This window comes from uncultured Campylobacter sp., from assembly GCF_937959485.1.
Classification (GTDB): domain Bacteria; phylum Campylobacterota; class Campylobacteria; order Campylobacterales; family Campylobacteraceae; genus Campylobacter_B.
This window is the reverse complement of sequence record NZ_CALGPY010000005.1, coordinates 414,136-437,264: the sequence shown is the minus strand read 5'-3', so window position 1 is coordinate 437,264 and position 23,129 is coordinate 414,136. Positions and strand designations below refer to the sequence as shown.

Here is a 23,129-nt window from a genome sequence, read left to right as displayed (position 1 = left end):
GGCATTATGTGCCCCTGTGCGCGCAGGCAAAAACAGAGGTCGCGAAAATAGGTCTCGCCTATCGCTCTCTTCTTCTTGCCAAAAGATAAAACAAAACGATCGCTGCCAAAACCACTGCGATTGCGGCGTAAATTTTACCCATGCCGCCGTAGCTTTTGGAGCTATCGCTTAAATACAGATTTATTATCGCGCCGTTGTCTGTCGAAATTTCAAGCTTCGCGCCCTTTGCGCCGTTTAACTTTACTCGCAGCATATTTGCTGCGGGGCTTGAAATCTCGGGCTTATCCATAAAAGAGTAGCTGGTTTTGTAGCTTTTCATCAAATCGTTGCAGTCTTTGGGGGCTACGAATATATCGTAAAACGCGCCGTTTTTCACGCTTAGATTTTCTCCGCCTTGCACGACGAAGTATCTAAATTTAGGTACTTGCGTGATAAACTCCCACCGTAGCGTCTTTTGCTTGCCGCCCTGCTCGTAATTAAACTCTGCGCCGTATTTGGCGTCGAATTTAAAAACATCTCTGCTGAAAAGCACGAACTGCCTATCGCTTAAAATGGCGTTAGGATCGGAGTTTTTGTCTAAAATTTTAACGTTTTGAAGCTCCCTGCCGCCTTCGTAAATTTTAAAACTCTTCATCGCTACGGGCGGCCCCTCGGCATTGAATTCCACACTTACGGGATTTGCGGTGATTTTGCACTCAGGCATGGGATCTGGAATTTCATTACTGAAAAACGCAAGCGCGGGCTCGTCGTTCGGGTAGTAGACGTAAGGGCGCGAGTTCAGCGCGGTGGCGCTTTTGAACTTATCCTCCCTCATCCGTAGCGTTTCGTTTTTGCACATCCCCAGTAGAAATTTGCCGCTTCCTTCGTCGTTTAAATTCCGCGAGCAAAAGGCGTTGAGGCGCGAATTCCCCATCTCAAAAACGTAGCTACTTTTTTTGCCGTGCTCAAAATAGCCGATGCCGATCTCATCCGAAGCAAAATCCAAAAATGCAAATCTATGGTAAATCGCGCTTAAAAGCCCGTCGATCGCACTTTTTAGATCGCTTGAATTATAGGATAAATTTTCCCTCACGACGGCACTATAGCCTGCGTAAAAAGCACGCTTTGACGGATTTTCACCCGTAGAATTCGGTCTGCCCGGAGTCTCGTCGTGCGACATCGCCTCGTTTGCGACGACATATTTTGCGTGATTAAGCGCGGAGATATTTAAAATTTCATTCTGCGCAAAGTAGTTTAGCCCCGATTTTGCGCGCACATTGTTAATGTAGCTTAGCGGATCGTCGTAAAAGGAAAAGCCGCTCATCGCAACGAGCGGCTGTTTTAAATTTGAGGGGGTGTTTTCGCATGCGGCAAAAAGCGCGCAGATCGCCCCAAGACCCAGGAGCCTAAGCCGTAGGGCCCGCTTTGGCAAACTCGACCCCCTCTTTTACGTCCTCGTAGCGTTTGAAATTCTCTTCAAACATCTTTGCAAGCTTATCGCGCGTGATCTTATATTCCGCCGGGTGCGTCCATGTATTGATCGGATTTAGCAGCTTCGTCTCGACGCCCGCGAGCTCTTTTGGGATCGCGAGGTTAAATTTCTCGAAATTTTCAAATTCGCACTTTTTGATACTGCCGTCCAGTATCGCGTTTATGCACGCGCGCGTGGCTTTGATACTCATTCGCTTGCCCACGCCGTATGCGCCGCCGCTCCAGCCTGTGTTTACGAGATAGACGCTGACACCATGTTTGTCGATCTTTTCGCCCAGCAGCTTAGCATAAACGGTCGGATGCAGCGGCATAAACGGCTCGCCAAAGCACGCGCTAAATGTCGCCACGGGCTCGGTGATACCGCGCTCGGTGCCTGCGACTTTGGCCGTGTAGCCGCTTAGGAAATAATACATCGCCTGCTCTTTGGTTAGCTTTGCGACCGGCGGCAAAACGCCGAATGCGTCGGCGGTTAGGAAGATGATGTTTTTGGGATGGCCGCCCGCGGAGCTCGGCTCGTAATTTTTGATATGATAGATCGGATAGCTGACGCGGGTGTTTTCGGTCTTGCTGCCGTCTTTGTAGTCCACGACGCCCGCCTCGTCCGCGACCACGTTTTCAAGCAGAGCGTCGCGTTTGATCGCGGCGTAAATTTCAGGTTCGCTGCTCGGGTCTAAATTTATGCACTTCGCGTAGCAGCCGCCCTCGAAGTTAAATATCCCCTCATCGTCCCAGCCGTGCTCATCATCGCCTATCAGCTTGCGATTAGGATCTGTAGAGAGCGTCGTTTTACCCGTGCCGCTTAGACCGAAAAATAGCGCCGTGTCGCCCTGCTTGCCCACATTTGCCGAGCAGTGCATCGACATCTTGCCCGCAAGCGGCAGCCAGTAGTTCATCATCGAAAAAATTCCCTTTTTCATCTCGCCGCCGTACCACGTGCCTCCGATAACAGCGACGTTTTCCTCGACGTTAAAGATAACGAAAACGTCGGAGTGCAGCCCGTCGCTCGCGCAATCTTCGTTTTTGCATTTGCACGCGTTATAGACGACGAAATCGGGGCTAAATTTAGCTAGCTCGGCCTCGTTTGGGCGGATGAACATATTTTTTACGAAATGCGCCTGCCACGCGACTTCGGTTACGAAACGAACCGATTTTTTGCTCTTTTCGCTCGCGCCGCAAAATGCGTCTTGGATAAATATTTCCTTGCCGCTTAGCTGGGCTTTTGCCTTAGCTAAAAGCTTATCGAAAAGCTCTTTTGAGATAGGCTGATTTACCTTACCCCAGGCGATGTATTTTTGGCTCGGGTCTTGTTTTACGAAGTACTTATCTTTTGGGCTGCGACCCGTAAAGATGCCAGTATCGACCATAAAGGTGCCGTTGCTTGATACGCGCCCCTCGCCTCTTGCCTTTTCAAGCTCAAAAAGCTCGTCGTAGCTTAGGTTGTGGTTGATTTTTTTGATATCTTTAAGACCTAGTTTATCCAGATCGTTCGGAGTTGTCATTTTGCGTCCTTTTTAAATTAAATTTTGATAAAAGATTGCGCTATTATAGCTTAAAATTTAGGTAAGCTCGCTTAAGCGCCGAGGATGATCGCCATGAAATTTAGGCGGGAGCGCCCGCCTAAATTTTAGAGCTTATCTTAAAATCGCGAGCACCTGATCGGCATCGACCGTATCGCCTTGAGCGACTAAAATTTTATCGATTACGCCATCACGCGGGCTTTCGATATTTATCTCCATCTTCATCGCTTCAAGAACGATGACATTCTGCCCCGCCTTAACAGCGTCGCCTTCCTTTATTAAAATTTTAAATACGTTGCTAGGAAGCGTCGCTTTTACTTCGTTGCCGTCCGCGCCGCTTGCCTTGCTTTCAGGAGCGGTTTGCACTTGCGGCTTTGCGGGCGCTGAGGTATCGAAGCTAACGTCGTATCGATCGCCGTTTACGAGCACGTTTTGCCCGGCGAATTCTACGCTGTAAATTTTGCCGTTAATTTTAACGTCAAATTTGCCGTTTTTAGAAATACTGCTTTGATGGCTTGCGGCGGGTGCTACGTCCTCTTTTTTGCGACTCATCACCCTGCCCTCGCCTTTTAAAAACGCGATGCCCTTTTCTTTGCACGCAAGCGCGATAAATATGTTCTCCTCGCTAGGCTCGATGCCCTGCTCGCGTAGAATCTTCTGCGCATACGCGACGCTCTTGCTCTCGTCGGCATCGGCAATATCTACGGCATGCTTGGTCGTAGGCTCTAAGCCTAGCTGCTCTGCCGCCATCTTAATCACGCCCTCGTCGGGTTTAACGGGCGTTTTGCCGAAATAACCTAGCACCATCTTGCCGTAGCCCTCGGCGATCTTTTTCCACGGGCCGAACATTACGTTGTTAAACGCCTGCTGGAAATAAAACTGACTAACCGGCGTTACGCTCGTGCCAAAACCGCCCTTTTCGACGACCTCGCGCATAGCCTTGATGACAGCTGGGAATTTGTCTAAAATTTTATTATCACGCATCATCTGGGTGTTTGCGGTAAGCGCGCCTCCGGGCATTGGGCTAAACGGAATGAGTGGGCTTACCTGCGTAGCCTCGGGCGGCATGAAGTAATCCTTCAAGCACTCGCCCAAAACCTCTTCGTATTTTAAAATTTTCTCTGCATCCAAGCCCAGGTCGAAATTCTGCCCCTTCGTCGCGTGCAGCAGCGTAAGGATGTCCGGCTGGCTCGTGCCACCGCTTACAGGATGCGCGGCAAGATCGATGCCGTCTACGCCCGCAACGAGCGCAGCCTGGTAGCATGCGACGCTAACGCCCGCCGTCTCGTGAGTGTGCAGACGGATATGCACTCCGTCGCCTAAAATTTTACGCGCGCGCTTGATCGTCTCATAGACCTTCTGCGGGCTGCTCGTGCCGCTTGCGTCCTTGAAGCAGACGCTGTCGAACGGGATCTGCGCGTCTAAAATTTGACGCAGAATTCTCTCATAAAACGCCGCATCGTGCGCGCCGCTACATCCAGGCGGCAGATCCATCATCGTAACCACGACTTCGTGTTTAAGACCGTGGCGATGTATGCACTCGCCGCTAAATTTTAAATTTTCCACGTCGTTTAGCGCGTCGAAATTTCTAATCGTAGTCGTGCCGTGCTTGGCAAAAAGCTTGGCGTGCAGATCGATGATCTCGCGGCTACCGGTATCGAGCGTGACGGTATTGACGCCGCGGCTAAGGGTCTGCAGGTTCGCCCCCTCGCCCACGATGCTTCTAAATTTATCCATCATCTCAAAGGCGTCTTCGTTTAGGTAAAAATACAGGCTCTGAAACCGCGCGCCGCCGCCGAACTCGAAGTGCGTGATGCCCGCGTCTTTGGCCGCGCTAACGGCAGGCAAAAAGTCCGCCATCGCCACGCGCGCGCCAAAAACCGACTGAAACCCGTCGCGGAAGGTCGTATCCATAACGTCGATAAGCTTTTTAGCCATTTTTAGCTCCTAGATTAAATTTAGCGTGAATTTTAATATTTCTAGCCTAAAAAAGCTTTTAAACCAAAAACCCCCGGAAAGATTGCGAGTGTTAATAGCACTAGAATTTGCAATAAGATAAAAGGTAGCACGCCCTTATAAATGTCCGTGGTATGGATTTGCGGCGGCGTCACGCCTTTTAAAAAAAATATCGAAAATCCAAACGGCGGTGTCATAAACGACGTTTGCAAATTTACAGCGATTAAGATCGCAAACCACACGGGATTGATATGCAAAGACTCTACTATCGGCAAAAGTATCGGCAAAATGATATATGAAATTTCGACATAATCGAGAAAAAATCCAAGCACTATGATAACTACCATCGTAAGCGCGATAAATCCCCATGCTTGACCGGGCAGATTTTCCATAAAATTTTTTACGACCTCATCTCCGCCCGTGTAAGAAAAAATCATCGAAAATGCCGTGGCGCCCATCAAAATCATAAAAACCATGCCCGAAATTTTAGCGGTATTTTTTAGCGCGTCATAGATCAGCCTAAACGAAAACGTGCGGTATAAAACAGCTAGCGCTATCGCACCCAAGCAGCCTACCGACGAGCTCTCCGTAGGCGTAGCGATGCCCGCAAAAATAGATCCTAAGACGAGCAAAATCAGCACGAGCACCGGCACGACGTTTTTAAGCGCGATAAAAATTTGCTTTGATTTGCTAAGCCCCTCTAGCGGCGGAACAGGCGGCGCATAATCTTTGCAAATATATGAAATAATCGCAATATAAATCACGTAAAAACCCACTAGCACGAGCCCAGGAATAACTGCTGCAGAGAAAAGATCACCTACCGAAACCGAAAGTATATCGCCTAAAATAATTAACACGATCGAGGGCGGGATAATCTGCCCAAGCGTGCCCGCAGCAGCGATAGTGCCAGTAGCCAGTGGCTTATCATAGCCGTATTTCATCATCACGGGCAAACTGATAACGCCCATAGCGATGACAGTCGCGCCCACGATGCCCGTCGTAGCCGCAAGTAACGCACCTACCAAAACGGTGCTGATCGCCACGCCGCCTCGTACGCCGCCGAATAAAAATGCCATTGACTCTAATAAACGCTCCGCAAGGCGAGTCTTTTGCAAAATCATACCCATCAAAATAAAAAGCGGCACCGAAATTAGCAGCTGATTTTCCATAATCGAGTAAATTCTATTAGGCATCAGTGAAAAAAACTGCCTACTCATATCCTCGAAAGCTTCGGTTAAAATTTCAAAGCCCTGCGCGTAATCCCACGCCTCACTAAGTCCGTAGATAAAGCCAAAAATAACCGCTACAGCACCAAATGTAAACGCAACGGGAAAACCCAGTAAAAGCATAAAAAGCGCTGCCGCAAACATCACTATGCCTATCATAGCTCGCCACCTTTTATCTCGCCTTGGTAAAATTCTGACCAAGCGCGAAAAGTGTGAAATTTATAGAATTTTAAATTTAAGCTCATTTTGCCCTCACACACTTTGTGCGCCCGAAGAATTCCCACTAAGAAATTCCGAGCCCTTGTTTTCCCTAACATCAAGCAGGGCGTTAATATTTTTAATCAAAAATCCAAATGCGTAGATAAATAAAAACGCGTAGCTAAGCGTGATTGCGGACTTGATGATCCAAAGATGCTGCATACCGCCGGGATTGGCACTGGCCTCATGGCTCGTATAAGCCTCGCTCACATAATCGATCGAAAAAAACGCCACGAGCGCCACGAAAGGCAAAATGAAGAATATCGTACCTAAGATATTTATGAGCGCTTTTGCAGTGGGGCTAAATTTTTCGTAAAAAATATCCACGCGAACGTGGGCATTTTCTTTAAGCGCGTAGATCACACCGAATAAAAACATCGCCGAATATAGCCACCACGTAAGTTCTTGCATAGCGACGGAATTTGCGGCTGGAAAAAGATAACGCGCCACAACATTGTAAAAAACGACTATAACTAAAAGCGCCAAAAATACGATACTCAATACGCCTAAGATATTTGCGAACGCATCAAAAGCTCTTTCTAATTTGCGTAAAAAATTCCTCAAAATTTTACCCTTTACTTGATATTTTTGCTATAAAAGCTAGGATTTTAGCAAAAATATCTGCAATTTATTATAAAATTATGCGCGGAAAGGATTTTTATGGTTTTAAAATTTCAAAACAGATACTCTAAAAAATTTCTCGCTTTTTGCGCTATCTGGGCGCTTTTTTGGCTAGCATTTTCATATTTTTTCTTGCAAAAATTCCTTTTTATCTATCCGGAAAGCTTTAGCATTCACGTGAGATTCGCACTTTGCGCCATAGCGCTAGGAGCGGCGATTTTAGCTGTTTGCGGCAAGGGTGTTTACGGCGCTATCTGCGGATATGCGGTGTGGTTCTACGGTGCGGCGCTGGGCTTCGTATCGTCATTAAATTTAGCTAAAATTCACACGGTACTGCGAGGGAGCGGAGATATGAGCGGGATGAGCGGCTGTGGTGGAGCGGTGAGATTTTTAAATTTTGATATAAGCGCAGTGCCGATTTTTAAGCCATTTAACAGCTGCGCATTCGACGTACCAGCAGTGCCGACTGATACAATGCTAGAGGGGCTGCAAGCTAAGCTAACGGCACTTTATAGCGGAGGTTGGTATCTGTTTCCAGCAAGCAAAAGCGTGGATCTGGCGCAATTTTGGAGCTTTATCTTTATATTTTTCGCAATGATTTGGATGATTGGAATTTTACTTGGATTTTTGAATAAAAAGGCGCAGAGATAGTCCCTGCGCCAAAGAAGCTCTATTGAATAATCAATAAAGCGTCGGATGAGTAGACAGCATTTATATTCTTTAACCCCGGCATCTCCCACACGTGAGCACATAGACCATCTGTACTCTTTTTAAGAGTAACCTTATTTTTGCTATCAACAGTGTATGTAGCACAAACCTTATTTTTTGCGGTTATAGGATTTTTAACATTTGTCATGTTGTTAAAACCTGTCGTGCTATTATCATACTCGCCTTGCGAAGTATAATAAGCCATTAGATCAGTCAGTGATGTAGATACATTCTGTGCTGCTCTAACGACCTCTGCATCGTCGCGCGTAGCTGCTAGTTTTGGGATGGCAATTGCCGCCAAAACACCTAAAATCACGATCACGAAAATTAATTCGATCATAGTAAAGCCCTTCATGTTTTTATCCTTTGATAAAAAATTTTTGGACTTATATTATAAGACGTTTACTATAAATTTAGCTTAAAAATTCTTCGCAAACTCCAACATTTTAGGCAATAATTTTACCGCACTCGCGCCGACCGCCAAATAGTGGTTATTTATCAGGCTTTTTCCGTTATAAAGCGGCGCCTTCATCGTCTTTAGATCCACTACCGCTCCGCCGCTTTGATGCAGCAAAAAATCTCCCGCGGCGATGTCCCAAAGCGAGCAGTCGCTAAATCTCGCATACGCGCTCGCGCCCCCCTCGGCTAAGATGCAAAATTTTATCGCAGAGCCTTTGCATATTAGTTGCATTCCAAATTTCTGCGCAAATTGCACGTATTTTGCGGATCTACTATAGTGCCCTTGCATGAAGATTCGCGGCGCACTAGTGGGGCGAGCGAGCAGTACGCCGTTTTTATAAACTCCGCCGCCGTTTGAGCTATATATGTCGCCGCTTACGGGCACGCCAATTACCGCTAAAATCGGGCGCCCATGCTCGATCAGCGCGATGCAGACGCAAAACTCGCCGTTGCGCGCGATAAACTCCTTCGTGCCGTCCAGCGGATCTATGAGCCAAAATCTCTCCTCGCTCATGCGCCGCTTGCTATCCAGCACGCGCTCTTCCGAGCAGATCGCGATGCCGCTAGGCTCCAGGGTGCTCATTATTACATCATTTGCCGCGAGATCCGCATTCGTAAGCGGTGATCTGTCCGCTTTGACAAAGATATCAAATTTATCGTAGTTTTGCATTATTGCGGCGTTTGCCTTTTTTGCGGCATCCTCGGCAAGCGCCAAAAGCTCATCCAAACCCACTTTCGCTCCTTAAATTTAACGGTGATTCTATCAAATTTAAAATTCCAAACGTCTAAATTTATGCAAGCAAAAACAGCCGAAATTCCAAAACCCTTTAGAATTTTAATATTCTTTTTTATATAATTGCTAAAATTTTTTAAAGGACCAACATGACCCCAGTCGTATTAGATAGCGTTAAACACGCGGATTTACAGTATCACGCGGATGCATTCCCTACCGCGCCTTTCGTGCCGGTGATCGCACCGGAGATCCCGTTTTGCGCGGACAACCTCGTTATCGTATTTACCATCGAAAAAGAGCCCAAAATGGTGGCGCTGCTAGGGCGCACCAAAAACGTTCTAATCGATAAGGATTATAAAGGAACGGTACCCTCCTCGGTGCAGAATTATCCGTTTTTCCTAGCCCAGATCGGCGAGCAGACCGCGATCTGCTTCGATAAGGACGCGCAGCAGATCAAAGGCGACGGCGAGGCACTTTTTAAAGACGGTAAGCCGACGCCGTTTTTACAAAATCTAAAAGAGGTGATGAAAAATTACGCCGATTTGGATATGCGCACGCGCGTTGCCGCGGCGGAATTTCAAAAGGCGGGGATTTTAGAAGCCAAGGAGCTCGGCATCAACTCTAGCGGCAAGGAATCGTCTCTGCTGAACGGCTTTTCGGTCGTAAATCGCGAGAAGCTTTTGAAGTTAAGCGATAAAAAGCTTGCGGATTTCGCGCGCCGCGGATATCTAGAGCTAGCGTATTTCCACCTAAAAAGCCTTGCAAATTTTCAGCGCCTAGGCGATAAGATCATGCAGCTCGACCCGCCGAGCACGCCGAAAGAAGTGAAAAAATAGACATTTTGCTTCTTGAATAGCTCGAAATTCTTAAAAATTTTATGATTTGACGTCGCGGAATTTAATTCCTAAAAGCGCCATTGCGCGAAATTGTCGCAAGTATTTTACGGCGTGAGTTATTTTTATAAATACCAATTAAGCTTATCTAGTAGCATAAGCTTTAGAGCTTAAATGACTTTATTCGCAGCTAAGACTAAACATACTGCGAGCTTGATCGTATAATTTTGCCATAAAATTTTATGGCAAAATTTATCACCCTGCCCACGCAGGATTTTATACATAAAATTTCAAGCCCAAATTTTTGCATAAAATTCTATTAAATTCTTAATTTCTTTAAAGTAGATAAATTTATAAAATTTAAAATATGCATCACAAAAAATATTTTATACATCAAAAAAATGAAATTTTGCAAGTTTACCTAAAAATTTTATGAATAGTAGAATTTAAATAAACCCCTATAAAAATTACATGCCTCAAAACACAGGCAAGCAAAATCAAGACCGAATTCTAAAAGCAAATTAAGCCCGCAACGTATTTTTTAACTCCGTCATTACAATGAATCGAATTTTACGCGGGAATCAAACGCACGAATTAAATTCTGCACGAAATTTTATTCAACCAAGAATTCCTTCTTATCGATCGTGCCATGATAAAAAATCCCGAGCGTATCATCAAAGGTCTTATCCAAAAATCCATCTTTTTTTAGTCCTGCTAAAGATGTATTGATTAGCTCTAGCAGCGCATTATTGCCCTTCTGCACGGCGATTGCGTTGTAAGTTTGCTTACCTAGACCATCCAAAGCAACCTGCGTTTTATTATCGATGATTGCGTATGCGTGCAGGATTAGGTTATCATCGACATGCACGGCATTTTTCGCCCTTTTGAAAGCGCGGTAGCATTTAGCCGAGCTGGCGCAGAAATTCAAATTCTTTCTGAAGCCTGCTTTTCGTAAGAAATTGTGAATAGGAGAGTGTTTGATGACGAAAATCCTCTTTTTGCGGAGTTGATCGAAGCTCGTGATATTTTCGTCTTTTTTGGCTAGCACACCTACCTGCACCTTAAAATAAGGCTCCGAAAAATCTACTTTTTTCGCTCGCGTGGGCGTAGGAGTAAAGGTCGCAATCACCATATCCGCTTCATTGCGCTGTAAAGCGCTAATGCGTCTTGAAGCCGTGATCGGGATAAATTTTACCTTGCCGGGATTATCGCCGAAAATCTCCTTACCGAGCTTTTCGCCAAGAGCAATCTCAAATCCCCTGTATTTGCCGTCTACGAGCGCACTAAACGGCGGCTGATCGTTATATACACCTATGCGAACGAGCCTATCTTTTTTGATCTGATCCAAAGAATTTGCAGATAGAAAACCAAGTAGCAGAGCTGCCAAAACAAATACTTTCATTTGCTCCCCTTTTAGTTGAAATAAGGCGCAATTATAATAAAAAGAAATTATAGCCAGCTAAAATTATGCGATTTATGGCGCATTTTCATCGAAATTTATGAAAAGACGAAATTTGCGAAGAAAATTATATGCCCAATTTACAAACGAAATCTCATAAAAAACTTACACGAGCGAAAAAAGCTTTTAATCAAATTTATAAACAAGATTTTACAGATGAATTTCACGCTAGAAAAACCTTAGCGAAATTTGCGATATTTTTAAAAGCAAGCGCCGAGATTCTATGCAGATTCAGCGCTTAGCTATGGATTTAGCCAATGAGCGGAATTTATTTCCGCTATCTCGGAAAGCTCAAGCTCTTAAAATTTCGTCAAGACCAAGCCAAGATGAAACATAGCGGCCGATAAGTTTAGATCGGCATTACGCGGATGTTTGGGCTAAGGTTTTCTTGCAAGACGTTTTCTATCGCATACAGCGTACCGCTCGCACCGCTGGCGCAGCCGCTACAAGCGCCTAAGTAGCGGATGTAGATATCGGTTTTGCCGTCGTCTGCGGGCCTGATGTCGATGACATCGAGATTGCCGCCGTCCATCTGAAGCATCGGGCGGATATCCTCGTCAAGCACTCCTTCGACCGCTTTAAATTTACCGATCAAATTTAACTGCTCAAAGCTCATCTCCGCTCCCGCTTTCACGTTATTAGCGGCACTCGCATCGGCTTGAGCTTGAAGCCTCTCTCGCTCCATCTCCTCTCTGGTTTGCTTTAAAATATCGACCAGATAGTAGTCCTTCTCCTCGTGTCCGCCCGGGCGCACACAGGATTTACAAAACGCGCCCGCTTTTGTGTATTGCGTGATCTCCTCGACCGTGTGAAGGTCGTTTAGGCGGATCACCTCTTTGATCGTGCCGAGGCTCACGCGCGCGCAGTCGCACACGATGATCTCATCCTCGAAATGCGCGGGATCGACCCCCTTATAGTTCGCAGCGGCCTGCTTGATGACATCGTATGCCATTACCGAGCAGTGCATCTTTTGCGGTGGCACGGCGGGCTCATCGGGATTGTCGCGCATAGCGTGCTCTACGTCTAAATTTGTAATCTTCACCGCTTGATCGACGGTCTTTCCGATACAAAGCTCAGCCATCGTATCCGAACTCGCAATCGCCGTGCCGCAGCCGAAGCTTTTAAATTTAGCGTCTAAAATTCTATCGGTTTTAGGATCGATCAACCAATACAGCCGCACCGCATCGCCGCAACTCTCGGCGCCGAAGTCCGCGACCACTAGCTTACCACCTCTAGCCTTCGCTTCCTCCTCGGTGATCTCGCCCATATAGCGAGGATTATTCATGCGGTCTTGCACTTTTTGCGAGTATTGCTCCCAGATCGAGCCGTTTATTAAACTGTTTTTTGCCATTTTTTATCCTTTATTTTTCTCATAACCTTGCGGCGCGTAAGCAAACGTGCTTGAAATGCCGCGCAAACGGGCGATAGCCTTACCAATATGTTCGATCGCATAATCGATCTCCGCCTCCGTCGTAAAGCGCGACAGCGAAAGCCTTAACGCCGTATGCGCCAGCTCCTTATCCGCGCCGATCGCCTCCATTATCGGGTTATTCTCGAGCGCCTCGCTCGCACACGCAGAGCCTGTAGAAGCGGCGATACCAGCTTTATTTAGATCCCACAGCATCGCCTCTCCTTCGACGCCTTGGATCGAGGCGAGGATGGTGTTTGGCACGCGAATGCTACGGTCGCCCACGACGCTGACGTTTGGAATTTGCAAAAGCGCATCCTCCAGCTTATCGCGCAGCCTGCTTACTTGAGTGCGCTCAAAATCCATAAATTTATTCGCTAGCTCCAAAGCTTTGCCGAGCCCCACTATTCCCGCGACATTTAGCGTGCCGCTGCGGCGTCCGCCCATGTGCTCGCCGCCGTGAAGCAGGCTTGTAAGCGGCTTGCTATCTTTGATATAAAGCGCGCCGACGCCCTTTGGAGCGTGAAATTTATGCCCGGAAAGGCTTAAAAAATCCACGTCGGCATCGCGCACGTTTACCTTTATCTTGCCTACGGCCTGCACCGCGTCGGCGTGATATAGCGCACCGCGTTCGTGTGCGATACGCGCGATCTGTTTAACGGGGAAGATCGTGCCGGTTTCGTTATTTGCCCACATCACGCTAACAAGCGCGGTCTTGTCGTTAATTTTTTCGGCAAGCTCGTCAAGATCGATCTGCCCGTTTTTATCGACGCCGAGGCGGGTGATCTTTACGCCGCAAATTTTTTCTAAAAAAGCACAGGTCGCGCTGATTGCGGGGTGCTCGACGGAGCTTATAACGATATTGTCCTTCTCGCCGGTTAGAATTTTATCGTAGTAAATTCCTTTTAAAACCCAGTTATTGCTCTCGGTCGCACAGCTTGTGATGACGATGTCGTCCGCATCCGCAGCGCCAAGCCCCGCATAGAGCCTATCCATTGCGGCTCTTAGCGCGGGGTGAGTCTCGCTGCCGAAGCTGTGAAGGGAATTTGGATTGCCGTATTTATCACAAAAAAACGGCTTCATCTCCTCAAAAACTTCGGGATCGACCATCGTAGTGGCGTTATTATCTAAATAAACGCGCTGCATAAAATTCCTTTCTAAAATTTGTCTGAAATTTAATCAGACAATTTCGCTCTTTTATCAATTTCGCACGATAATATAACATAATTGCTAAATTTTTCTTTAACGCTTGTCGTTTTAAAAACCAAAAGTTTTCGGAGAATTTATTAGATCAAAAAATTCCTTGCGCGTGTCGTTTCGGCTGATAAAAAGCCCTCGCAGTGCCGACGTAGTCGTGGTCGAGTTGATCTTTTGCACGCCGCGCATCTCCATACACATGTGCCGCGCCTGCAGCACCACGCCCACACCGAGCGGATGGATCACCTCCTGGATAGCGCTTGCGATCTGCTCGGTAAGCTGCTCTTGGATCTGCAGCCTGCGCGCGAAAATATTTACCATACGCGGAATTTTGCTAAGCCCCACGACCTTTTTATTCGGGATATACGCGACGTGCGCGCGCCCTATAATCGGCAGCAGATGGTGCTCGCAGAGACTATAAAATTCTATATCTTTTATCAAAACCATCTCATTGTTGCTGCTCTCAAACAGCGCGTCGTTTAAAATTTCTTTTGGATCCAGCTCGTAGCCGCTAGTTAGAAACTCATAAGCTTTAGCTACGCGCTCGGGCGTTTTTACGAGCCCGCCTCGCTTCGGATCCTCGCCTAAAATTTCAAGCATCTGCGACACGCAGTTTTCAAATTTAGCTCGGCTTTTTTCGTCCATTTTTAGCAATTCCTTAAAGATCGATGCGCGATATTACTCAAAAACCCCTTTTATAACGCTGATAAATTTTAAAATTTCGCGCGAAATTTTATCAATCTCATTATGTTAATGATAATATATTTAAATTTAAGAAATTTTTGTTTAAAATCCGCCGTTTCGATAAGCTTTATCTACAAGGAGTTCGGTAATGAAATTTAAGATGAGTTTTGGTGCGGCTTTGGCGCTTTTTTCCTTTGCTTGCGCCGAACAAAACGCCGCGGCAAGCTCCGCCTCGGGCGAAAACCTAGGTGATATCGAGGTCGTAGAATGGGCGAATAACGACGACGGCTACCGCGCCGTACGCAGCGAGATCGGCAAGACGACCAAGAGAATTTTAGAAATTCCGCAAACCGTAAATGTCGTAACGCAGCAGCATCTAAAGGACAAAAAGCCAGAGACCCTAGCCGAATCGCTGCAAAACGTAAGCGGCATAAGCTATGCAAATACGACGGGAAATATTTTTGATGCGATCATTAAGCGCGGCTTCGGCGAGGGTCGCGACGGCTCGATTATGCGCAACGGCGTGCCGGGCGCCGTGATGCACAACTACAATAAAACTATTCAATCCGTCGAGGTTCTAAAAGGACCCGCGAGCATGCTCTACGGCGCGCAGCAACCGGGCGGCGTCATAAACATGGTAACCAAAAAGCCGCAGTATGAGTTTATAAATGAGCTTTGGGGCGGGCTGGGCAATCGCAACTATTGGGACGCGGGATTTGATACTACAGGACCGATCGCAGATAGCGGCTTTGCGTATAGATTTATATTCGATTACTACGCGAAGGATTATTGGCGAAGCTTCGGCGGTATAAAAAACACGCTCTTTGCGCCGTCGCTTGCGTATCAAGGAGACGATTATTCGATAAGCTTAGGCTACACCCATAGCCGCTCTACCGATCCGGTGGATCGCGGCGCGTTTTTGGTGCCTAGTACGGGTAAAATTTACGGCAGCGGCAAAGTCCGCTTCGACGAGCCGGTAAATAAACTACAAAGCAAGCTCGATACGGTTGATTTCGGCTTTGAGAAGGAATTTAACGAGGATTGGATATTAAAAGGCGCCTACGCTTTCTCGCGCAGCAAGCACGAATACGGCTACGTCCGTCCGAACAATCCATTTACGCCCCAAGGCCTTACCGGCACGACGCGATCGTATAACTACTACGATAATTTCATACACCGCACGCACGCAGCAAGCATCACGCTAAACGGCAAATTTGAAACGGGTCCGCTTAAGCACGACGTCCTTTTCGGCACGGATTACAAAAACTACTACAGATACCGCCCGGGCGCGCTAAAAGGCTCCGCAGGACGCATCAATATGCTTACCGGACAGGCCGCTTCGGGCGCCGTCCTAACGAACGATAGAGAGCCAAAAATACAATATCAAAAGCTAAGAACGATCGGTCTTTACACGCAAGATAATATAAATTTAACCGACGAGCTGATACTTTCTTTGGGCGTGCGTAGGGAATTTTACGATCAAGTAGCCAAACAAAGCTGGCAAGGACCGAACAACACCGATCAGAAAAAGGCCGCTACGACCTATCAGGGCGGGCTTTTGTACCTGTTAAGCCCGCAGTGGTCGGTATATACTAACTACGCGCAAAGCTTCACGCCGCAGATGTCCATAGGCGAGGCGATAGGCGGCGATCTAAAGCCGGAGGAAGGCAAATCCGTGGAGCTCGGCACTAAATTTCAAAACGATCGCGTCACTGCGGGCGCGGCGGTGTTTAATATCGATAAAAGAAACATCCTACGAACGGTAAATAATATAAGCGAGACGATCGGCAAGGCTCGCTCGCGAGGATTTGAGCTCGATATAAACGGGCGCGTAACGCAGGGGCTTAGCATGTCGGCGAGCTACGCATACACCAAAACGAGGGTACGCGAGGACGACGGCGCTTTTGCGGTGCTAATCGGCAAACCGCTGGAAGCGACGCCGAAGCACCAAGCAAGCCTATTTGCCAACTACGATTTTGCGCATCTAGGCGCAAAGGGGCTTAGGCTTGGCGGCGGCGCGCGATACTTCGGCTCGTGGTACACCTACTATATGCGCACGAACCTACCGAGCGTGCCCTCAGGAACGGCATTTAAGCTGCCTCACGCCGTAGTTTATGACGCCTTCGTGAGTTACGATACTAAAATTTCGGGCTATGATACGAATTTTTCGTTCAACGTCAAAAATTTGACCGACAAAAAATACTATACCTCATCCTCAACCGGCACGACTACGAGCGTGATACCTATTCAGATGGGCTACGCGCGGCAGTTTATGTTTAACGTATCGGTAAAATTTTAGCCTCAGCCCGCTTTAAATTTCAAGGCGGGCTCTTAAAAATTTTAAAATTTAAAAGCTGCGAGCCGCTTAGGCTCGGCAAATTTTAGGAATTTATACTTTAAATAAGAAATTTTTTGATATATTACGAGCTATTTTTAAATTTTCTAAAGGAATTTTATGGAAGTAAAAGCAAAAATGAAAGACGCCGCAAATGCGGTAGCTGCGAGCAAGATCGAAGCAAAGCAGATCACAGCAAAAGTAGAAGAGCTAGCCAAAAAGGCCTCCAAGCAGCTAAGAATCGACGGATTTAGACAGGGCAAAGTGCCTACCGCGGTGGTTTTGAAGCGATACGGCAAGCAGCTTGAGGGCGACGCAAAGCAGGAGCTTCTTAAAGATATGATCGATCAGTCTCTTAAAATTTTAAAGAAAAAGCAGGAGGAAATTTTATCTGAGCCGATTTTTTCTAAATTTGACGAAAAAGAAGGCGACATCGATGTCGAGATCGAAATTTCTTTCAGGCCCGAGGTTAGCGTCGAGGGGTACGAGGAGCTAATTCCTAAGTTTAGCAGCCCGCGCGTTACTCAAAAAGAGATTGACGAAAAAGTAGCGGAATTTTTGCAGATGATCGCTCCGCTTTCTAAGACCAACAAAAAAATTCTAGCCAAAGACGATTTTGCGAAATTCGACTTCGAAGGCTTCGTGGACGGCAAGCCATTCGACGGCGGCAAGGCCGAGGATTACGTCCTTCAGATCGGCTCAAATCAATTTATCCCGGGCTTTGAGGACGGTATGATCGGACTTAGAGTGGGTGAGGAACGCGACGTAGCGGTTAAATTTCCGCAAGATTACGGCGCGAAAAGCTTAGCCGGCAAGGACGCGATCTTTAAAGTCAAGCTTCACGAAATTCAGGCTAAAAAACCTGCCAAAGAGCTCGGCGAGGAGGAGTTAAAGCAAGCGCTTCCGGGCGAGAAAGAGCCGAGCAAGGAGAAATTTGAAGCGCGCATCAAAGAGCGCATCAAAAACGATAAGCTTCAAAAGCTTATAAACGAGGATCTAAAGCCTAAATTTGCCGACGCGCTCGCCGAGAAATTTAACTTCGCGCTTCCAAAAGCGATCATCGAGCAGGAGATTAATTTGCAGTTTAACAACGCCTGGAGCGGCTTTTCAAAAGAGCAGATCGAGGAATTTAAAAACAACAAAGACGCCCTGGATAAAAAGCGCGAAGAGTTTAGAAAGGCTGCCGAAAACAGCGTCAAACTGACATTCCTAATCGACGAGCTAGCCAAAAAACGCAATATCGATGTGAGCGATCAGGAGCTCGTCCAAGCGGTCTATATGGAGGCCTACACCTACGGCGCCGATCCGAAGGAGCATCTAAATAGATACCGCAACAACGGCATGCTACCAGCCGTCAAAATGGCACTTATCGAGGAGAAGCTATTTAACGATATTTTCTCAAAGCAGGGCAAAAAAGAAGAGAAGGGCGAATAGATGGTGATTCCTTACGTTATCGAACAAACTAGTCGCGGAGAGCGCAGCTACGACATCTACTCGAGGCTGCTAAAAGATCGTATCGTAATGCTTAGCGGCGAGATCGACGACGCAGTGGCAAGCTCGATCGTCGCGCAGCTTCTGTTTTTGGAGGCGGAGGATCCGGATAAGGATATCTATCTATACATCAATTCCCCGGGCGGCGTAGTTACGAGCGGATTTAGCATTTATGACACGATGAATTACATCAAACCCGACGTAAGCACGATCTGTATCGGGCAAGCAGCGTCGATGGGGGCGTTTTTGCTAAGCTGCGGAGCCAAAGGCAAACGCTACGCGCTTCCAAACTCGCGTATAATGATCCACCAGCCACTCGGCGGCGCGCAGGGTCAGGCTACCGACATCGAGATCCAAGCCAAAGAAATTTTACGAATGAAAGAAATTTTAAATAACATCCTTTCGCAAAATTCCGGCAAAGATCTCGCACAGGTCGAAAAGGACACCGATCGCGACTTTTTCATGAGCGCCGAGGATGCCGTGCAATACGGCTTGATCGATCAAGTACTTCAAAAGAGCTTTAAATAGATGATCCTGGACGTCCTTACCTATCCGAATAAAAAGCTTTATCAAAGATCGACCGAGGTCGTTAAATTCGACGCGGCGCTGGGAAAGCTTTTGGACGATATGTATGAGACGATGATCGCAAAAAACGGCATAGGCCTTGCCGCCATCCAGGTAGGCAAGCCCGTGCGCGCTTTGATTATAAATTTAGCTAATGAGGAAAAAATCCAAGACAAAAAGGACCTCATCGAGATCATCAATCCGCAAATTTTAAAAAAGGAAGGCGAGGTCGTTTACCAGGAGGGCTGCCTGTCGGTACCGGGCTTTTACGAGGACGTCACACGCGCCGAGTTTATCACGGTGCAGTTTCAAGACCGCGCCGGCAATACCCGCCAAATGGACGCTAGCGAGCTACTAGCCGTCTGTATCCAGCACGAGATGGATCACCTCGACGGACATCTTTTTATCGAGCGCATCGGATACAATAAACGTAAAAAATTTGATAAAGAATTCAAAAAAAGCCTAAAAGAAAAATCGAAATGAAATCCCTAAAATGCGCTGCCTTCACGGATGCTCTGATCCCCGTAGAGGTCGAGTCGACATTCGTGCGGGGGCTGCCGGGATTTAATATCGTTGGTCTTGCGGGAGCTACGATAAAAGAGAGCGAAAGTCGCGTAAAAGCGGCGCTTGTGAGCCTAAATTTTAAATTTCCCGCGTCCAAAATCATCATAAATCTCTCCCCCTCCGACACGCCCAAAAACGGCTCGCACTTCGATCTTGCGATCGCGCTTCTCATCGCGCTGCAAAAAGAGCGCATCGACGGCGATTTCTTCGTCTTCGGCGAGCTCGGTTTAGACGGCAGCCTAAAGAGCACGGCGAGCCTCTTTTCGATTCTGCTTTTTTTAAGCACGAAGGTGAGACGCGCTAAAATTTTGGTACCGCAAAGTATTGCGCTAAAGGCCTGCACGATCCCAAACTACGACGTTTATGCCGTGGGTAGCCTAAGCGACGCGGTCAGATTTTTTTTAGACGAGGAATTCGCCGCAAGCAGACTCATGCGAGAAACCCATCCGCTTTTTAAAAACGTAGTGGAGATTGACGGGCAAGCTTACGTCCCCAACCGCGATTTTTCGCTCGATTTTAAAGACGTCAAAGGACAGAAGCGCGCCAAGCGCGCAAGCCTGATCGCTGCGTGCGGCATGCACAATATCCTCTTTGAGGGCAGTCCCGGCTGCGGCAAAAGCATGTGCGCCAAGCGGATAGCCAGAATTCTGCCGCCGCAGAGCCTGGGCGAAGTGCTACTCTCGTGCGCCTACGAGTCGCTAAATAACAAAGACGTCGATTTTAGCGCGCTGCGCCCCTTCCGCTCACCGCACCACACCAGCACGCGCAGCTCAATTTTCGGCGGCGGCAGTAGCGGCGCAAAGATCGGCGAGGTCGCGCTTGCAAACGGCGGCGAGCTGTTTTTCGACGAGCTGCCGCACTTCGGCAAGCAAATTTTAGAAAGCCTGCGCGAGCCGCTGGAGGATAATAGAATTTTGATTTCGCGCGTAAATTCCAAGGTCGAATACCAGACGAAATTTATCTTCGTCGCGGCGCAAAACCCCTGCCCGTGCGGAAATCTATTCTCCAAAAACCTCACCTGCACCTGCTCGCTAAATGACATCAGGCGCTACAAAAACACGATCTCTGCGCCCCTGCTCGATCGCATCGACATATACGTCGCGATGGACGAGACCGGCGCGGACGACAGAAGCGACGTTTGCAGCGAGGAGATGGCAGATGCGGTGCTGCAGGCGTTTCGCGCGCAAAAGGCTCGCGGACAGAGCGAGCTAAACGCAAAGCTGCGCGACGAGGAAACTGAAAAATTTTGTATCTGCGAAAGCGCTGCGCGGGAGGTTTTGCAAACGGCGATCACCCGCTACGACCTTTCGCAGCGCGGTGTGAATAAGACGCTAAAGCTCGCGCGCACCATCGCCGATCTAGCAGGCGCCGAAATCATCGTCAAGGCGCATATTTTGGAGGCTCTTAGCTTTCGCATAAGGAGCGAAATTTGAAAAAAATTTTCTTTAGCACCGAGGAGCTCGACGCGCGAGCGAGTGCAAAATTTGGACTGAGTGAGCAAATTTTAATGGAAAACGCCGCAGGCAGGATCGAGCGCGAGATCAGAAAGCGGCTCAAAAAGGGTTCGCGCATTTTGGCGCTTTGCGGCGGCGGAAACAACGGTGCGGACGCGATGGCGGCACTGCGAAAGCTAAGCGGCGATTTTAGCTGCACCGCGCTTTGCGTGCTTCAAAACAGAAGCGCGGAGAGTAAATTCCAAACTGATGCGGCGCGGGCTGCGGGCGTTAGGCTTATCGATATCGCAAGCGCAAAAGACGATTGCAAGCATGTAGGCAGCGCGTCTAGCAAGGATGCTTGCGCGCATGAAAGCGTAGGCGGCTCCTCTTTAAAAGGCACTGGCGCGAGCGAGCCGCGGGAAGAGCGCGAAAGCCTAAGCGGCACGGACATTTCTTGTGACGGCGATAAATTAAGCGCGAAATTTACGAGCGCCAAATTTGAGATCGCGGCGCGCGGCGACGAATGCAGCAATCTAGGCAGCGAATGCGGCGAGCCGAGCGTCCTGCACGATGAGATTACAAACGCAGATTGCATAATCGACGGGATTTTCGGCAGCGGTTTAAACAAAGCCTTAAGCTCTGAAATTTGTGAAATTTTATCTCTCGCAAACGGCACGAAATCCCTAAAAATCGCAGTCGATATCCCAAGCGGCATTGATAAGAGCGGGCGCATTTTAGGCGGTGCATTTTGCGCGGATCTGACGATCGCGATGGGAGCGCTGAAGCTCGCGCTATTTTCGGATGCGGCAAAGGATTGCGCAGGGCGGATCAAGGTCGCAAATCTTGGAATTTCGCGCTCAAATTTTGAAAAGGAGAGCGAATATTTTCTGCTTCAAAAAAGCGATCTGAAGCTGCCGCTGCGCACGAAACAAAACACCAACAAGGGCGACTTCGGGCACACCTACGTCGTAAGCGGACAGATGAGCGGAGCGGCACAGATGGCGGCCCTAGCGGCTCACGCGATCGGCAGCGGGCTCGTTAGCGTCGTTAGTGAGGGGCCATTAAATTTAAGCCCGATTTTGATGCAAAAAAGCTCATTTGATGCCGCGCGGGTCGTAGTCTGCGGCTGCGGGCTGGGGGAGCGGAAGATCGATCTTGCCGCGCTGCGGGGCAAAAGCTGCGTCATCGACGCCGATCTGTGCTACGAGAGCGAAATTTTAAGCCTGCTAAACGCCAATTCAAATTTAATCATAACGCCCCATCCGAAGGAGTTCTGCTCGCTTTTAAAGATCGCGGGCATCGCAGATCTTAGCGTGAGCGAGCTGCAAGAGCGGCGCTTCGAGCTTGCGCGGGCATGGAGCGAGAAATTTAGCGGCGTACTCGTGTTAAAGGGCGCAAACACGCTCATCGCGCAAGCTGGCGTCATTTATGTCTGCGACAAGGGAAGCGCCGCGCTCGCAAAAGGCGGCAGCGGCGACGTACTCGCAGGGCTCATCGGCGGGCTGCTCGCGCAAGACTACTCGCCTCTGCAAGCCTCAATCTGCGGCGTCCTAGCCCACGCACTCGCCGCGCGAGCCTTCGCCAAAAACTCCTACGCACTAAATCCGCTCGATCTCATCGAGGAGGTAAAATGGTTGTGAAAAAGCTCGCCGTGCTTTTTAGCGGTAGCGGCTCAAATTTGGAGGCGATCCTGCAGAAGCTACACGGCAAGGTTTTTGGCGAAACTAAGATCGAGGTCGTGCTAACGCTAAGCAACAAAGCGGACGCGGGAGGCATAGCAAAGGCCGCGAAATTCGGGCTTCAAAGCGTGATCCTAAATTACAAAGACTTCGCTAGCCGTGAGGAATTCGACGCCGCCCTCGTGCGCAAGATCGAAAAAAGCGGCGCGGAACTTACGGTGCTTGCGGGCTTTATGCGCATTCTCACGCCCGTTTTTACGGGGCAGATTCGCGCGATAAATTTGCACCCATCGCTGCTGCCGCTCTTTAAGGGCGCGCACGCGATAGAGCAGAGCTTTGAGAGCGATATGAAGGTGGGCGGCGTGAGCGTGCACTGGGTTAGCGAGGAGCTTGACGGCGGTGCGATCATCGCTCAGCGCGCGTTTGAAAAGAGCGCAGGAATGAGCTTTGAGGCTTACGAGGCCAAAATCCACGAGATCGAACATGAGCTATTACCGCAGGTGATCGTAGAAATTTTGTGCCAAAGCTAAA

Annotated in this window: 20 protein-coding genes; 9 read left to right on the top strand and 11 right to left on the bottom strand. The window is 48.3% G+C overall.

Features of this window, described 5'->3' with window-relative positions:
* Nucleotides 1-58: 58 nt before the first annotated feature.
* From Q0380_RS04180 to Q0380_RS04160, 5 genes are all read right to left on the bottom strand, one after another.
* Complete coding sequence (locus tag Q0380_RS04180) at nucleotides 59-1,411, bottom strand: CAP domain-containing protein (protein WP_298960503.1); 1,353 nt, start codon at nucleotides 1,409-1,411, stop codon at nucleotides 59-61.
* Nucleotides 1,386-2,969, bottom strand: coding sequence for a phosphoenolpyruvate carboxykinase (ATP) (pckA, locus tag Q0380_RS04175; RefSeq protein WP_298960502.1), 1,584 nt, complete (start codon nucleotides 2,967-2,969; stop codon nucleotides 1,386-1,388). The genes Q0380_RS04180 and pckA overlap by 26 nt, the downstream gene beginning before the upstream one ends.
* A gap of 132 nt (nucleotides 2,970-3,101) precedes the next feature.
* Nucleotides 3,102-4,925 carry a biotin/lipoyl-containing protein gene (locus tag Q0380_RS04170; protein WP_298960500.1) on the bottom strand — a complete coding sequence of 608 codons (1,824 nt, stop codon included), beginning with the start codon at nucleotides 4,923-4,925 and terminating at the stop codon, nucleotides 3,102-3,104.
* Between the two features lie 41 nt (nucleotides 4,926-4,966).
* A complete protein-coding gene (locus tag Q0380_RS04165) occupies nucleotides 4,967-6,328 on the bottom strand; it encodes a TRAP transporter large permease subunit (protein WP_005871492.1) in 1,362 nt (453 codons plus the stop codon).
* Between the two features lie 93 nt (nucleotides 6,329-6,421).
* Entirely contained in the window at nucleotides 6,422-6,991 is a 570-nt protein-coding gene (locus tag Q0380_RS04160; protein WP_298960497.1) for a TRAP transporter small permease subunit, read from the bottom strand.
* Between the two features lie 96 nt (nucleotides 6,992-7,087).
* On the opposite strand from Q0380_RS04160, the gene Q0380_RS04155 reads away from it, so the two are divergent.
* Nucleotides 7,088-7,699: a hypothetical protein gene (locus tag Q0380_RS04155; RefSeq protein WP_298960494.1), complete on the top strand. Its 612-nt coding sequence runs from the start codon at nucleotides 7,088-7,090 to the stop codon at nucleotides 7,697-7,699.
* 19 nt (nucleotides 7,700-7,718) lie between these two features.
* Here the strand turns inward: Q0380_RS04155 and Q0380_RS04150 are convergent, their stop codons facing one another.
* Nucleotides 7,719-8,111 carry a type II secretion system protein gene (locus Q0380_RS04150; protein ID WP_297922065.1) on the bottom strand — a complete coding sequence of 131 codons (393 nt, stop codon included), beginning with the start codon at nucleotides 8,109-8,111 and terminating at the stop codon, nucleotides 7,719-7,721.
* Between the two features lie 63 nt (nucleotides 8,112-8,174).
* Nucleotides 8,175-8,948 carry a 3'(2'),5'-bisphosphate nucleotidase CysQ gene (locus tag Q0380_RS04145; protein ID WP_298960491.1) on the bottom strand — a complete coding sequence of 258 codons (774 nt, stop codon included), beginning with the start codon at nucleotides 8,946-8,948 and terminating at the stop codon, nucleotides 8,175-8,177.
* Between the two features lie 149 nt (nucleotides 8,949-9,097).
* On the opposite strand from Q0380_RS04145, the gene Q0380_RS04140 reads away from it, so the two are divergent.
* Nucleotides 9,098-9,784, top strand: coding sequence for a SapC family protein (locus Q0380_RS04140; RefSeq protein WP_298960488.1), 687 nt, complete (start codon nucleotides 9,098-9,100; stop codon nucleotides 9,782-9,784).
* Nucleotides 9,785-10,394: 610 nt separating this feature from the next.
* Here the strand turns inward: Q0380_RS04140 and Q0380_RS04135 are convergent.
* From Q0380_RS04135 to folE, 4 genes are all read right to left on the bottom strand, one after another.
* Complete coding sequence (locus Q0380_RS04135) at nucleotides 10,395-11,183, bottom strand: transporter substrate-binding domain-containing protein (protein WP_297882471.1); 789 nt, start codon at nucleotides 11,181-11,183, stop codon at nucleotides 10,395-10,397.
* A 406-nt stretch (nucleotides 11,184-11,589) separates the two neighbouring features.
* Nucleotides 11,590-12,591: an iron-sulfur cluster assembly scaffold protein gene (locus Q0380_RS04130; protein ID WP_298960485.1), complete on the bottom strand. Its 1,002-nt coding sequence runs from the start codon at nucleotides 12,589-12,591 to the stop codon at nucleotides 11,590-11,592.
* 3 nt (nucleotides 12,592-12,594) lie between these two features.
* Nucleotides 12,595-13,794: a NifS family cysteine desulfurase gene (locus Q0380_RS04125; RefSeq protein ID WP_298960482.1), complete on the bottom strand. Its 1,200-nt coding sequence runs from the start codon at nucleotides 13,792-13,794 to the stop codon at nucleotides 12,595-12,597.
* A gap of 111 nt (nucleotides 13,795-13,905) precedes the next feature.
* Nucleotides 13,906-14,490: a GTP cyclohydrolase I FolE gene (folE, locus tag Q0380_RS04120; RefSeq protein ID WP_298960480.1), complete on the bottom strand. Its 585-nt coding sequence runs from the start codon at nucleotides 14,488-14,490 to the stop codon at nucleotides 13,906-13,908.
* Nucleotides 14,491-14,677: 187 nt separating this feature from the next.
* On the opposite strand from folE, the gene Q0380_RS04115 reads away from it, so the two are divergent.
* The 7 genes from Q0380_RS04115 to purN all read left to right on the top strand — a co-directional run bounded on the left by Q0380_RS04115 (nucleotide 14,678) and on the right by purN (nucleotide 23,128).
* Nucleotides 14,678-16,828: a TonB-dependent receptor gene (locus Q0380_RS04115; RefSeq protein ID WP_298960478.1), complete on the top strand. Its 2,151-nt coding sequence runs from the start codon at nucleotides 14,678-14,680 to the stop codon at nucleotides 16,826-16,828.
* A 156-nt stretch (nucleotides 16,829-16,984) separates the two neighbouring features.
* Complete coding sequence (gene tig, locus Q0380_RS04110) at nucleotides 16,985-18,298, top strand: trigger factor (RefSeq protein ID WP_298960475.1); 1,314 nt, start codon at nucleotides 16,985-16,987, stop codon at nucleotides 18,296-18,298.
* Entirely contained in the window at nucleotides 18,299-18,883 is a 585-nt protein-coding gene (clpP, locus tag Q0380_RS04105) for an ATP-dependent Clp endopeptidase proteolytic subunit ClpP (RefSeq protein WP_295150849.1), read from the top strand. It abuts the gene before it with no gap.
* Nucleotides 18,884-19,402, top strand: a complete 519-nt coding sequence (gene def, locus Q0380_RS04100; RefSeq protein ID WP_298960472.1) for a peptide deformylase — start codon at nucleotides 18,884-18,886, stop codon at nucleotides 19,400-19,402. It begins immediately after the preceding gene.
* Entirely contained in the window at nucleotides 19,399-20,916 is a 1,518-nt protein-coding gene (locus tag Q0380_RS04095) for a YifB family Mg chelatase-like AAA ATPase (RefSeq protein ID WP_298960470.1), read from the top strand. The genes def and Q0380_RS04095 overlap by 4 nt, the downstream gene beginning before the upstream one ends.
* Nucleotides 20,913-22,559: an NAD(P)H-hydrate dehydratase gene (locus tag Q0380_RS04090; protein ID WP_298960468.1), complete on the top strand. Its 1,647-nt coding sequence runs from the start codon at nucleotides 20,913-20,915 to the stop codon at nucleotides 22,557-22,559. The genes Q0380_RS04095 and Q0380_RS04090 overlap by 4 nt, the downstream gene beginning before the upstream one ends.
* Complete coding sequence (gene purN, locus Q0380_RS04085) at nucleotides 22,550-23,128, top strand: phosphoribosylglycinamide formyltransferase (protein ID WP_298960465.1); 579 nt, start codon at nucleotides 22,550-22,552, stop codon at nucleotides 23,126-23,128. The genes Q0380_RS04090 and purN overlap by 10 nt, the downstream gene beginning before the upstream one ends.
* The last annotated feature ends 1 nt before the right edge of the window (nucleotide 23,129 follow it).

Coding starts and splice junctions, on each gene's coding strand:
- pckA (WP_298960502.1), bottom strand. CDS start 2,969: ATGACAACTCCGAACGATCTGGATAAACTAGGTCTTAAAGATATCAAA.
- Q0380_RS04170 (WP_298960500.1), bottom strand. CDS start 4,925: ATGGCTAAAAAGCTTATCGACGTTATGGATACGACCTTCCGCGACGGG.
- Q0380_RS04165 (WP_005871492.1), bottom strand. CDS start 6,328: ATGATAGGCATAGTGATGTTTGCGGCAGCGCTTTTTATGCTTTTACTG.
- Q0380_RS04155 (WP_298960494.1), top strand. CDS start 7,088: ATGGTTTTAAAATTTCAAAACAGATACTCTAAAAAATTTCTCGCTTTT.
- Q0380_RS04150 (WP_297922065.1), bottom strand. CDS start 8,111: ATGAAGGGCTTTACTATGATCGAATTAATTTTCGTGATCGTGATTTTA.
- Q0380_RS04140 (WP_298960488.1), top strand. CDS start 9,098: ATGACCCCAGTCGTATTAGATAGCGTTAAACACGCGGATTTACAGTAT.
- Q0380_RS04135 (WP_297882471.1), bottom strand. CDS start 11,183: ATGAAAGTATTTGTTTTGGCAGCTCTGCTACTTGGTTTTCTATCTGCA.
- Q0380_RS04130 (WP_298960485.1), bottom strand. CDS start 12,591: ATGGCAAAAAACAGTTTAATAAACGGCTCGATCTGGGAGCAATACTCG.
- Q0380_RS04125 (WP_298960482.1), bottom strand. CDS start 13,794: ATGCAGCGCGTTTATTTAGATAATAACGCCACTACGATGGTCGATCCC.
- folE (WP_298960480.1), bottom strand. CDS start 14,490: ATGGACGAAAAAAGCCGAGCTAAATTTGAAAACTGCGTGTCGCAGATG.
- Q0380_RS04115 (WP_298960478.1), top strand. CDS start 14,678: ATGAAATTTAAGATGAGTTTTGGTGCGGCTTTGGCGCTTTTTTCCTTT.
- tig (WP_298960475.1), top strand. CDS start 16,985: ATGGAAGTAAAAGCAAAAATGAAAGACGCCGCAAATGCGGTAGCTGCG.
- clpP (WP_295150849.1), top strand. CDS start 18,299: ATGGTGATTCCTTACGTTATCGAACAAACTAGTCGCGGAGAGCGCAGC.
- def (WP_298960472.1), top strand. CDS start 18,884: ATGATCCTGGACGTCCTTACCTATCCGAATAAAAAGCTTTATCAAAGA.
- Q0380_RS04095 (WP_298960470.1), top strand. CDS start 19,399: ATGAAATCCCTAAAATGCGCTGCCTTCACGGATGCTCTGATCCCCGTA.
- purN (WP_298960465.1), top strand. CDS start 22,550: ATGGTTGTGAAAAAGCTCGCCGTGCTTTTTAGCGGTAGCGGCTCAAAT.